The organism is Rhodococcus oxybenzonivorans (genome assembly GCF_003130705.1).
GTDB lineage: Bacteria > Actinomycetota > Actinomycetes > Mycobacteriales > Mycobacteriaceae > Rhodococcus_F > Rhodococcus_F oxybenzonivorans.
Window position 1 is genome coordinate 6500812 of the sequence record NZ_CP021354.1, and the last position, 12444, is coordinate 6513255.

General features: G+C 62.0%; 7 protein-coding genes and 1 pseudogene. 4 read left to right on the forward strand and 4 right to left on the reverse strand.

All coding sequences use genetic code 11. The annotated features are described in order from the left end of the window. Positions 1-67 precede the first annotated feature (67 nt). Entirely contained in the window at positions 68-367 is a 300-nt protein-coding gene (locus CBI38_RS30155; RefSeq protein WP_109334671.1) for a hypothetical protein, read from the reverse strand. 55 nt (positions 368-422) lie between these two features. On the opposite strand from CBI38_RS30155, the gene CBI38_RS30160 reads away from it, so the two are divergent. Then, positions 423-1154, forward strand: coding sequence for a MerR family transcriptional regulator (locus tag CBI38_RS30160; RefSeq protein ID WP_109334672.1), 732 nt, complete (start codon positions 423-425; stop codon positions 1152-1154). 613 nt (positions 1155-1767) lie between these two features. On the opposite strand, the gene CBI38_RS30170 is transcribed toward CBI38_RS30160, so the two are convergent. Then, positions 1768-3276, reverse strand: a complete 1509-nt coding sequence (locus CBI38_RS30170) for an MFS transporter (RefSeq protein ID WP_109334674.1) — start codon at positions 3274-3276, stop codon at positions 1768-1770. Positions 3277-3670: 394 nt separating this feature from the next. On the opposite strand from CBI38_RS30170, the gene CBI38_RS30175 reads away from it, so the two are divergent. Continuing rightward, the gene (locus CBI38_RS30175) at positions 3671-6979 is read left to right on the forward strand and encodes a protein kinase domain-containing protein (RefSeq protein ID WP_109334675.1); all 3309 of its coding nucleotides are present in this window, start codon (positions 3671-3673) and stop codon (positions 6977-6979) included. On the opposite strand, the gene CBI38_RS30180 is transcribed toward CBI38_RS30175, so the two are convergent. Continuing rightward, positions 6948-8918 carry a helix-turn-helix domain-containing protein gene (locus tag CBI38_RS30180; RefSeq protein WP_109334676.1) on the reverse strand — a complete coding sequence of 657 codons (1971 nt, stop codon included), beginning with the start codon at positions 8916-8918 and terminating at the stop codon, positions 6948-6950. The two genes, CBI38_RS30175 and CBI38_RS30180, sit on opposite strands and share 32 nt — an antisense overlap. A 250-nt stretch (positions 8919-9168) precedes the next feature. Here CBI38_RS30180 and CBI38_RS30185 point away from each other — a divergent pair, with 250 nt between their 5' ends. Further along, positions 9169-10752 (forward strand): class I adenylate-forming enzyme family protein, encoded by a 1584-nt coding sequence (locus tag CBI38_RS30185; protein WP_109334677.1) that lies wholly within the window; start codon positions 9169-9171, stop codon positions 10750-10752. Between the two features lie 59 nt (positions 10753-10811). Here the strand turns inward: CBI38_RS30185 and CBI38_RS30190 are convergent, their stop codons facing one another. Further along, positions 10812-11498 carry a FadR/GntR family transcriptional regulator gene (locus tag CBI38_RS30190; RefSeq protein WP_230990019.1) on the reverse strand — a complete coding sequence of 229 codons (687 nt, stop codon included), beginning with the start codon at positions 11496-11498 and terminating at the stop codon, positions 10812-10814. Positions 11499-11898: 400 nt separating this feature from the next. Here CBI38_RS30190 and CBI38_RS40680 point away from each other — a divergent pair. Further along, positions 11899-12378, forward strand: a pseudogene (locus CBI38_RS40680) (amidohydrolase family protein); the annotation flags it as partial. Positions 12379-12444 lie beyond the last annotated feature (66 nt).

The following is a 12444-nucleotide window of genomic DNA, read 5'->3' on the forward strand; positions in this document are numbered from 1 at the left end:
CCATAGCCGGTTCGACTGTGCAGCAACAAGAGACGTCGTTGAACTACTGAGTGCGCAACGAGCGCCGCTACCGGGGCCGGTCGGATTCTCGATTCCCCTCGTCGGCAGTTGTTTTCAGCATCCGGTCCAGCTCTCTGCCTGCGTCGTCGTAGCCGGCGTCGGAGATTCGTTGCAGTTCGCGCAGGTCACCGGCCGACACTGCGCGTCGAGTGAGCAGAAACCCGGCGCGCATGGATCCCTCGTCCAGCAACTCGCTCAGCTCCGCGAGGTCACCGGTCGCGTCGGCGAGATCGGCCAACCGGTCCAGAGCGGTCTCGTTGCCCTCATAGGCCAGCGCGCGCAGGGTCTCCCGATCGATGTTCTCCATGTGGCCATTCTGCAACCCTTCCCCAGGGGAAAGGTCAAGTGGAACGATTGGCCGAGTGATCACCATCGGGCAGCTGGCAAGATACGTGGGAGTGTCGATCAAAACCATTCGCGTCTATCACGACAAGGGGCTGCTCCCTGAACCCGACCGCGATTCATCCGGCTACCGGCGGTACGGCGCGAATGACGCCATCGACCTGATCAAGATCCGAACGCTGGCCGAAGCGGGTGTTCCCCTGGCCCGTATCGGGGACCTGAGGTCGGCGACCGAGGAAAAGTTCCAGCAGGCGCTGCGCGAGATCGACTACAAACTCACCGCCCACATTCGTGACCTGGAGGCAACGCAGGGCCGTCTGCGTCAGCTCGCCGCCGGGCATCTGGTGCCGCTGCCCACGGAGGTCGGTGCCCATCTCGAAGACCTACTCCGGTTGGGATTCACACCCCGTTGGGTCGACCTGCAACGCGACCTGTGGATCCTCGTGTTCGCCACCCACCCAGACCACGCGATGACACTGTTTCACGATCAAGCCGACATTCTTGCCGACCCGCTGCTGCGGCAGCTTTTCCGCGACTACGACCACACGTACGTCCTCGACGCCGATGATCCCCGTATCGACGACCTCGCGCGCCGGATCGTGGCGGCGACGCAGGAACGCTACGGAAAGGGCGAACTCCCGGAGCTGAATGAACCTTCCGAAATCCCTGCCTTGATCCAACAGACGGTCAACGCCTCGTCCCCGGCATGGCAGCGACTCGACACACTGATACGTGACCAACTGGACCCGTGATTCGACCCGACAGACAACGGTGCATCCGTCAGCGCGCGCCGCGGAACATCGGGGCCGGATGTGAAGAAGCCGCGAGAGCGATGTTCTTGTCGTTGCGGAGTCGGCTGTGTCAGGTCATCGATCGACCTGAGGGGGGAGAATATGGATAGGTGTCGGCGAGTGCTCTGACGGTTTCGGCGTCGACGCCGACCTCGGCGACGAAGTGGCGAAGCATCTGTACGAAGCGAGTACGTGTCATGCCGAAGCTGACGAAGATGTCCTCGTCAGTCGCGCCGCCGTAGGGAATCCACGCTCGAGCGAATTCGATGAATCGAGCGGCTTCTCCCCGGGACTTGCACTCGGTCTGTATCTGTCGCCTGGTGTGTTTGGTCCGGCGCGATTTCTGATACTCGCGCGTGTAGGTTTCGACGCCCGTAGAGTCTGCGCCGGTTTTTGTTGGCGTCAATGGACAGCTTCCTGACATCCGCTTCTACCCTGGCGGTCTGTTTGCTGATGTGGTCACCCGTGCAGGTGCGGCAGTCAGCGGAGTGGCGGACTCACCGGAGACTGCCGCACCCGAATTTCGACGACGTCGAGTCGACGACTACTTCTGACGTAACCGGGTGGGGTCAGGTCAGTCGGTCGAAACCCTGGTGGGGACCAGTGGTTCTGCTCCTTGTGCCGAAGTTGTCACTTTCCGTGGCAGAAGCAAGCAGCTGACGGCAACCAGGGCTGTGACGACGATGCCCATCACGAACACGATCGTGAAGGAAGTCCAGGTCGGCGCAGCCGTACTGGTGCCGGTAGTGAGGATGCTTCCCGAAAGTTGGACGCCGAGTGTGCCACCGACTGCCTTGACGACAAACGCGAGACCGCTGAATGCCCCGATCCGGCTGACCGGAGACGTCAACGCCACTGTGTTCATTGCCTGCGTCAGTGTGATCCCACCCGAAGCGCCAATGAGGATGGTCGCTCCCATGACCATGAGGAAATGTCCGTTTGCAGTGAGAAGAAGGACGAACGACGCCCCGGCCAGAATGACACCCGTGAGCATGGTGGTTCGTCCACCGACCCGAAGATCGAGCCAACCTGTCAGCGGTGCTACAACGGCGCCGGCCAAGCCGAGGGGGAGCAGGAGAAGGCTCGTCGTGAACTCGGAGGCGCCAAGACCGAACCCTGTGTCGGTCGGTTGTTGCACCAGCATGGGTACCGCCAGAAACAGCGCATTGGTAGCGAACCCACACAGCAGATACACGAGGCAGCTCACTGCAAGTGGCCGCGTCGCAAGCAAGCGCACGTCGATGAGCGGCTCGGACGAACGAAGCTCGAGGACGACGAAGGTTGTCAACAGCGCAACGCACACAAGCACTGTTGTTCCGAATTCAATAGAAAGCCAACCCCATTCGGGCGCTTTGGTGATGCCGACGAGAATGACGGCCATTCCGCTGCCGAGGAAAGTCGCGCCCGTGTAGTCGACGCGGCCGTGATTGGCAGGAGGACACGATGGCACCAGGCGCCACGCGGCGACGAAGATGACGGTGATGATGACGAAGGGGACTGAGAACAACCAACGCCACGGGAGAACGCTCACGAGCAGCCCGGAGCCGACGAGCGCAAACGCCGTCCCAGCGTAGATGAAGGCAATGACCGAACCATTGCCCGACTTGATCCGGGCTTCGGTCTGAGTATCGCGAATAATCCCGAAGGCAAGGGGGACGACCGCGAGGCCAACTCCCTGCAGGAGCTGTCCCAAGGTAAGCATCAAGATCGAATTCGAAAGACCCGAGACTGCGGTTCCGGTTGCGACGATTGCGAGTACGGCAAGGAGGATCGACTTCTTGTCGCGAATGTCGGACAGGCGGCCGATCAAGGGGGTGGCCACAGCACCCGTGAGCAGCACACCGGTAATCACCCACGCGATTTGAGCTTCTGTTGCGCCGAGGGACTCTTGAATCAGCGGTAGAGCAGGGGAAAGGATCGATTCGAGACCCTTGTAGGCAAATACTGAGGCAACAACGACCGCAAGCGTCAGCGTTGGATTGACGCGGCGCCCCTGCGATCTTTCGGATAATGTCACTTCTGGTCCTCCGGAGAGATGATGGTGATTGCCGTCGATTGCACCCGACTGAACTTCACTGATCATCTGGTTTCTGTTGCGTAGCGCGACTCCTTGGTTTCCAGCGAGCAGGGTTGGTCGGGACCAGAGCTGATCGGGCAGCCAGGCCCGTCAGCTCGGACGTGCGAGACCGTGGTGATCCGCGACACACAGAGACAGTATTCCTGGTTGGAGCAACGACAAATGTCCGCCGGAGACACACTGCCCTCGACTTTGTGTCCCCGAGGGGGTAGCCAGCCGTTAGTGCGAGTTCGTGACGGTGCATTTTAGGATTGCGGGGCCGTCGAATTTCCAGTTTGCGGTCTTCAGCCCACGGCCGTCGCACACTGTTGGGTGACGCCTCCAGCGATATCCTGGTTATCCAGGAGGTGTCGGCCGACACCTCGACAAACCCCTCAACAGGGCAAAGAGCGCATCGTAGATGGCGACCGACAATGATCCCTTCGCAACACAGCGTGTCGACAACGCTGTGTTGGTGACGGACCTGGAATCGGCGGGATTTTCCAATGCCGAGGAGATCGGGCGCGGTGGCTTCGGCGTCGTGTATCGCTGCACGCAGACCGCTCTGGACCGCACTGTCGCGGTGAAGGTTCTCACCGCAGACTTCGACGACAACGAGAATCGGGAACGATTCCTCCGCGAACAGCGGGCGATGGGGAGGCTGACAGGGCACCCGAACATCGCGAATGTCCTGCAGATAGGTACCACCGACAGTGGTCGGCTCTTTCTTGTGATGCCCTACTACGCCCGTGGCTGCCTCGACACGCGAGTCCGCCGGCACGGACCTCTCCCACTGGACGAGGCCCTTCGCTTCGGGGTGAAGATAGCGGGCGCCCTCGAAACAGCACACCGGCTCGGCATCCTGCACCGCGATATCAAACCCGCGAACATCTTGCTCTCCGACTACGACGAGCCCGCACTGGCCGACTTCGGTATCGCGCGCATTCAGGGGAGTTTCGAAACCGCCACCGGTACCGTCACCGGCTCACCTGCGTTTACCGCGCCCGAGGTTCTAGCCGGGAAGTCGCCGAGCCCGGCCTCGGACGTCTATGGGCTGGGCGCCACTCTCTTCTGCGCATTGACCGGCCATGCTGCTTTCGAGCGGCGCAGCGGTGAGCAGCTGGTCGCGCAGTTCGTTCGCATCACCACCGAGCCCGTTCCGGACCTTCGGGAACAGGACATCGCTGAAGACGTCAGTGCGGCGGTGGAACGGGCGATGGCCACATCCGCACCAGACCGGCACTCCGCCGCCACCCTCGGTGAGGCCCTCCGGCGCGCGCAATTCGACCACGGTTTCGCGGTCGACGACATGGCGCTCCACACCGGTTCCGGAGGTGAACGGCCGCAAGAGGCCCTGCCGAACTCCATGGTTGTTCGTCCCGCCGGAGGCGGTTCCTATCCTGGCCCGACTCGGTTGCCGGGCAGGACGACAGGGAACTTGCCGGTGGAGCTGACTAGTTTCGTCGGTCGCAGGCATGAACTGTCGGAAGTGAAACGCTCCCTGGAAACATCGCACTTGGTGACACTGACCGGTTTCGGAGGCGTCGGCAAAACACGCCTCGCACTCAGGGCAGCTGACAGTGTGCGACGCGGATTCAACGACGGAGTATGGCTGGTGGAGTTCGCCGAGCTATCGGACGGTTCATTGGTGGCAGACCTTGTGGCTGCAGCTTTAGGCTTGCGGGATCAACGGGCGAGCAACCAGCTCGACGGCCTGTTGAACTTTCTGGCTCCACGCGAGCTCTTACTGGTGCTCGACAACTGTGAGCAGGTAGTGGACGCGGCGGCAGAGCTGTCCGCAACCCTTCTTCGCGGCTGTCCGCAATTGCGTATCCTCGCCACCAGTCGCGAGCCTCTCGGCATCGCCGGGGAAGCTGTTCTGCGCGTCCCGCCGCTCACCATTCCCGAGCATGTGCCCTCACTTCGAGGAACACCTAGCTACGACGCCGTCACATTGTTCGCCGAACGCGCCGCCACGGCTCTCCCGACGTTCACACTGACCGAGGACAACGCGGGCACGGTCGCCCAGATCTGCCATCGGCTCGACGGATTACCGTTGCCCATCGAACTCGCTGCGGCCCGGGTGCGAGCCATGTCGCCAGAGCAAATCCTCCAGCGGCTGACCGACCGCTACACGCTGCTGTCCCGCAGCAGCCGAACCGCCCCGACCCGGCAGCAAACGATGCGTCTGTGCGTCGACTGGAGCTACGACTTGTGCAACCCCGTAGAGCGGTTGCTGTGGGCCCGGCTTTCGGTGTTCGCGGGGAGCATCGAACTGGATGCGGCCGAGCAGATTTGCGGTAGTGACATGAATGCGCAGGAGGTACTCGATGCGCTGACCTCTCTGGTCGACAAGTCGATCCTTATTCGGGAGGAGTCCGGCGCAGTAGTGCGCTTCCGGTTGCTCGACATCCTGCGGGACTATGGCAGGGAATTCGCGCAGAGAAACGAGGAGTACGCAGATCTGCGCTGTCGCCACCGAGACTGGTACCGGCAGTTGGCGCTCGAGGCAGAGTCGGATTGGATCAGCCCCCGACAGCTCGACTGGATTTCCCGCTTGGATCGCGAACAGACCAACCTTCGCGAGGTGATGGAGTTCTGCCTGGGTGACGATCCTGAGATCGGACTGACGATCGCCGCCGCCCTCCAGCCGTTCTGGCAGGCGCGTGGACTGTTCAGCGAGGGTCGGCGCTGGCTCGACCGACTCCTTGCTGTGCCGTGGAAGACTCCGACGGTGGAGCGGGTGAAGGCCTTGCATGCACACAGCGTCCTGGCCGAACTGCAGGGCGACCTGACCGCGGCCTCCGCCTCGGTAGCCGAGGCACGCATGGTGGCCCAGAGGGTTTCCGACTCTACGGCAGATGCATTCGTCGCCCGAGCCGAAGGAACACTCGCTCTGTACCGCGGCGATTTTGCGCGGGCGCGATCACTGCTGGAAACCGCGATCGAAAAGTTCGGCGCTCACGATTTCTCGCACATCGAGGTGCTTCACATGCTCGGACGGGCATGTGACCAGGCGGGTGACGAACGAGGAGCGAACGAGTGCTATTCACAGGCACTCGCGATCACCGAGTCCTGCGGCGAGGTCGTACACCGCGCCGCGACCCTCCGGGCACTGGGCATCGCCGCATGGCGACGATCAGACCACCCCGGCACGGTTGAACTGCTGCGGCACGCACTGCAGTTGTCCCGTGAGGTAGGCGATCTCCGTACGACCGCAACGTGCCTCGAGGTCCTTGCCTGGATCGCAGCCGAGAACAAAGATGCGCGGCGTGCAGCTGTACTGATAGGTGCCGCGGAGGAAATGGCGCAGTCCGTAGGGACTTTCACGCTGTGGTTCCCGAACCTGCTCCATTATCACGACGAGTGCGAGCGCAGAACGATGCAGGCGCTCGGCGAACCGACATTCGCGGCTTCCCGAAGGGACGGCCGAGGCCTCGGATTCAATGCTGCCATCGCCTATGCCCTCGGTGAGAAAACGCCCACGCCGCCGCCCACACCTGGGGAGACCGCGAAGTTGACCAAGAGAGAACGTCAGATAGCAGAGGCCGTCGCGGAGGGCCTGACCAACAGGGCCATCGCCACCCGATTGGTCATTTCCCCGCGCACCGTTCAAGGCCACGTCGAGCACATTCTGTCCAAGCTCGGGTTCAACAGCCGCGCGCAGATCGCAGCGTGGGTCGTCGAACAGAAGCCGACTAGGCATCAGCCTCCAGTGTGTTCTGATTGAGCCGATGAAGTTTCAGCGCGAGACGGAGTTCGCTCGTTCGATCCACCGTTCTCCAATCGTCTCCCAATAGGTCCTTCAACCGCTGCATTCGCTGTTTCACCGTACTGACGTGAACATGCAGAACTTCCGACGCCGCTGTCGGACTTCCATCCGTTGCAAGGAGGGCCTCGAGAGTGCTCAACAATTCGGTGTGGTGTGCCGCGTCGTACCGGGCCACTGGGGCAAGCGTCGTCCGCACGAATCGATCCACATTCGGTCGATTGCTCAGAACCAGTCCGACGAACCCGAGATCTTCCAAGGTGCCCGACATGGCACCGCCCTGTATCCGTTCCATTGCATCACTGCAGGTCACTGCCTCGTCGAACAGCTCACGCACGCCGGCTACCGCGCGCGCCGGTCCCGCGCCGGCCACCGATGGCGTCACCCGTCCGGCGCGCGCGATTGCCGAGGACAGCTCCGCGGAATTCGACCGCGGATCATTTCCTGGAATCAGGGCTACTACCGACGACTTGTTTCCGCGCTGCAGGATATGGCTTTGCCCGGCCAAGCCCCCTCGGATCTTCGCTGCTTCGTCTGCGAGGTAAGCAAGCCGACGTTGCTGCAAGGGTGCTCGCACGACATGAACGGTGTACGGCTGACGCAGCTCCATTCGCAGCTGCGCGGCGCGGTGGATAAGGCGGCTGGGAGCTTCGTCGCCAGACAGGAGATCGTCGATGAAGTCGTCGCGACGAAAACCCGCGGCTCCGGCCTCTGCCTCGGCCAAGAGTAGGAGCAAGGCGGCGACGACTGCTGCACGTTCGAGGATCTGAATGTCTGGCTTCGCGGGGGTCTCGTCACCTTGGTAGTACAGAATGCCGAGAAGTCTGGCAGCCGCCAAGATCGGGATTGCTACCAGGCTCCCGGACGTTTGAGTGGTCCGCGCGAGAGCCGCTTGACGAATCAACTCGGGAGGCTGCGCAGTTCCGCTGAGGTCGCCGACGTCAGCGAGTAGGCGGTCGTCCGGATCGAACACAGCCAACTCACCGCCGACGATCTTGACGACTTCCTGAACGAGATTGTCGATGTTTCCGCCGGCCAAGGCGACCTGGGATAGCGTGAAGTGAGCCGTGGTCGCGCGCTCGGACTCGGCGTTACTCCGGGCCAGCTCTCGGTTCGCGTCCTCGAGTGACCGGAGTGCAGTCTTGGTTTCCTCGGCAAGCCTGGAGCGTTCGATCGAGATGGCGGCATGCCCAGCCAGCGAGTGCAGAAGGTCCAGATCCGCTGGAGTGTAGGCACGTTCGTCACGGTTGGCGGCGATCAACGCACCGAGCCGTTTAGACCCGTTGACCAGGGGCACGCCGACGGTCGCAACGATTTTCTCCCGCTCCATGACCCGGTCGACATCCGGAAAATGCACAAAATTCGGATCGCCGAAGTACCTCGTAACGATTAACGGCATTCCGCTCTCTATTATCCGCCCTGTCATCGCCATCCCCGCCGGTACACGAAGATCGAGAAGCTCGGAAGTCATGCCCCCCGAGGTCGCACCCAGGTGAGCGTATTCACCGTCTCGTTCCGCTAACCAGAGGTAAACGACGTCGGCGCGAAGAAGCCTCCGCGCACGATCGGCAATACCGCCGAGAAGCCTGTCCGGATCGTCTTCCGAGGTGATGTCAGCGACGGTGTCCAACAGTGCGCGATACCGATCATCTCGCGCCTCGTGCTGCCCGGCGACTTCTCTGACGAGAGCAAGCAGGGCCGGATGGAACCCAGGCTCCTCAGCGTTGACCGGGAGCTCCGAAGTCGCGCTCAAGATCTCGATGACCGTGCGCTCGACCTCCCGGAGATCCGAGCCCGTGCGGGAGACTACGCGCACCAGCTCAGAGGCGACTCGCAGGATGTTGGTGGCTGTACCACCCGCGAGATTCTCGGAAGATGCGAGCCGCAATTCGTGTTTCATGATCGCCTCATCTCATCCTGCGCGCATTCAGCCGCAGCAGTTGCCTTCACCATACGGTGCATGTCCACCACGGACCAGAATCGGCGCAAGTACCGTCTCCGTCGGACATATCGACACGGACGCGACGAACGTAGGCTTCGGCGGAGGCCCGATTGACGCACGAAGTGTAGGGCAGCCCGAACACGTTGTGGGTGCTCGACGAGACACCGAGAACGATCCGAGATATGTACGCCAATCTGTGAGGTGCACGTTGGACGCCGTTGCCTGCGCAACATTCGCACGAACCTGGAACGAGACGGTCGCGGTTCACGCGAGCGAGACCTTCTTGGTCTTCGAAGGGTCGACGAACGACGTCACGCAATGGACCTATGAGGAGTTCGATCGAATCGTCGATTCGACGGCCGCCGCGCTCGAAGAGGCGGGGGTTGCGCCCGGGTCAGCGGTCCACGTCGTCTTGAAGAATTGTCCCGCCTTCGTGGCGGTGTGGCTCGCTGCGGCGCGCATCGGCGCAACCGCCATCTTCGCCGATCCGGCGTCCTCCGCCAGGGACATCGCGATGCATATTCGTCGAACGACACCGACTGTGGCGCTGTGCGGTTCCCGGAATGCCGACACGTACCTCCAGGGCATCAAGCGTGCGTCCGACGAGGGTGTGGGGCCGGCACTCGATATAGGACTTATTGTCCTGAAGGAAGACTCGATCGACGTGCTTCCTGGCAGCCTCCTGGTCTCCCGCGACCGCCTCCCACGTCTTGTCGACGAACCAGGCCCGCATGACCGGCTGGCAGTGATGTTCACGTCTGGAACGACATCCGAGCCCAAAGCTGTTGTGCTGACGCAGTGCAACTATGCACACGTCGCCCAGGCGATGGCGAAGGCCGCCGACCTGAGACCGGGGGATCGCTGGTTGGTCACACTTCCACTGTTCCATGCGAACGCCCAATACTATTGCTTTGCTCCGGCGATCGCGGTAGGTGCAAGCGTGGCCCTGACCCACACATTCTCGGCCTCTCAGTGGGGTAAGCAGGCCGCCCGACTCGAGGCCACCCACGCCAGCTTATTCGCGGCACCGATTCGGATGATTCTTGCGCGGCGTCCCGAGGACACACCACAATTGAATCTCAGGCATGTGTGGTTCGCCCAGAGCCTCGCTCCCGGTCACTTCGACGAGTTCGCGTCGATGGTGGGATGTGCACCGCGCCAGCTGTACGGAATGACCGAAACCGTTGCCATGGTCACGGCGGAACGCCGTGAAGACGCGAGTCCGGTCTTCATCGGCAACCCCAGTGACGCAGGGCGGAGAACCGCCATTGTCGATCCCCACAGCCTCGAGCCCGTCGAAACGGAAACCCCCGGTCTCTTGTTGGTAGCCGGCACCCCCGGGTGTGACCTTTTTGCGGAATATCTCTCGGATCAGAAGGCGACGTCGGCCGCACTTCTCGAAGAAGGCGGCGAGACGTGGCTACGAACTGGCGACCTGGTGGTGTCCGATCAGGACGGGCGCCTGCGATTCGTCGGCCGGGTCGACGACGTCATCAAGGTCTCCGGCGAGAACGTCAGCCTCACCGAGGTCGAGGCCGCATTGGCGCAGGCCCCGGGTGTTCTGGAGGTCGCGGTCGTCCCGCGGCCGGACCCCATTCGGGACGTTGTTCCCGTCGCCTATGTAGTAGCGCGGAACGTGGAGCCTCCGCTCGACATCGACGAGCTCACCGCCTGGGCATCGAATAACCTTCCACCACAGGCATGTCCACGCGATTGGCACCAGGTGGCGGAACTTCCACGAACAAGTGTCGGCAAGATCAGACGCTCACAGCTGAGGTGTGAGGACGCGTAACGGTCACGTCCATCGAACACCCTGCAGAATCCCGGGAGCGCGCGCCAGGCCAGAGAACACTAGTTCCAGTCCACTACCTGGTCCAGCACCTCGGGACAATTCTTCTCCAACGCGTCGACATAACTCCGAATATGATCACGCATGAGGCGCTCAGCTTTTTCGGAATCACCACTCTTGATGGCGTCGGCGATTTGATCGTGCGATACCGGCAATTCTTCTCGGGGAATCTTCTCGTCGGCGGATTCATCGACATATATGCTGCGGAGTCCGTCCGCGAATAACAGTAAGATCGGGTCGCCGGTGAACCGGGCCACTGAAAAGTGGAAACTTCCGGACTCCGCGTTGTCCCCGATCCCGTCCGCCTCGTCAGGATCCCAGGGTATACCCGACTTCACGCGTTCACTCGCGAGCCGAGCCATCAAAGGCTCGACCTGCAGGCGCGTGTTCAGCACATTTCTGAGCGTCAGGCCGAGTAGATGGAAATACAACGATGAAGCGCTCGCAAATTGCGAGCTTGCGACCTGATTTACTCGGGTACCCCCACCCGGGCCGGGTCGAATGGAGATGACTCCGTACATTTCGAGAATACGAAGGGCTTCGCGAAGCGACGGCCGGCTGACCTCGTAGCGTTCGAGCAACTCCGCTTCCGAGGGAAGCCGAGAGAGCCCTTCGTCTCCAATGTCCTGCACGATTCGACCCGCCACCAGTCGCGCAGTCTTCCGGCCAACAACTTTCATAACGCTCATGATAGCCCTCGCCCCAGGGATTACCGCTGCGTGAAGCAGTGTAAGCGGGTGAGGTCGCCGATTCGGCGGCACCGCCGACGAATTGATGGTGGCTCAACACATCCCGAGATCGGGCCTACACGAGAACAACTCGAGAGGCGGCTTGTCCGCCGGGGCCAAAGTGCGGCGCTGACGAACTTGCCAGGAATCGGGCCCGACGAGTGAACCGTCCCGCTTCGGAGGAATCGATGCGACGGTGGCCTGCGTTCCGGGGTCATGTGTGCGCACTGCAGCGCAGGTTGTTGAGCAGGTGTTTCACCCGGTGGTGGGCGTGTGGCGGAAAGTGATGGTTGACACAAGAGGCGGTTGCTGTAGATCATCTATAGGAACTGTTTCTGAGTCAGCAAAGGATTGTGGTGCCATGAGTAAGTACCGGGTTATCGACACTGATACCCATCTCATCGAGCCGGCGGATCTGTGGACCGAACGCCTGCCGAAGGCGTGGGGCGCGGACGTGCTGCACGTCAAGTTCGATGAGAAGACCCAGTCGGACCTGTGGTTCTTCGGTGATCAACCGCTCAAGGGCGCGTGGACGTGGGCGAACTGGAACTGGAAGAACTTCAACTCCGAGCTGCACGACGGGAGCGGCCCCACCCGCCTCGACGAAGCCCATCCGGCGACCTACGACGTCGACGAGCGCGTGAAGTTCATGGACGATCAGGGCTTCGAGATGCAGGTGCTGTACCCGAACCTCGCCGGGTTCGACTGGAAGCCGTTCGTGCAGCATCCCAACCGGAACCTGGCGATCGCGCACCTGGCCGCCTACAACGACTTCCAACTCGAATGGGTGGCCAAGTACCCGGGCCGGTTCATCCCGATGATGGTGATCCCGTACTGGGACGTGGCGGCGTCGGTCGCGGAGATCGAACGCCTCGCCGATTCCGGCTTCGGCGGCATCGTGACCACC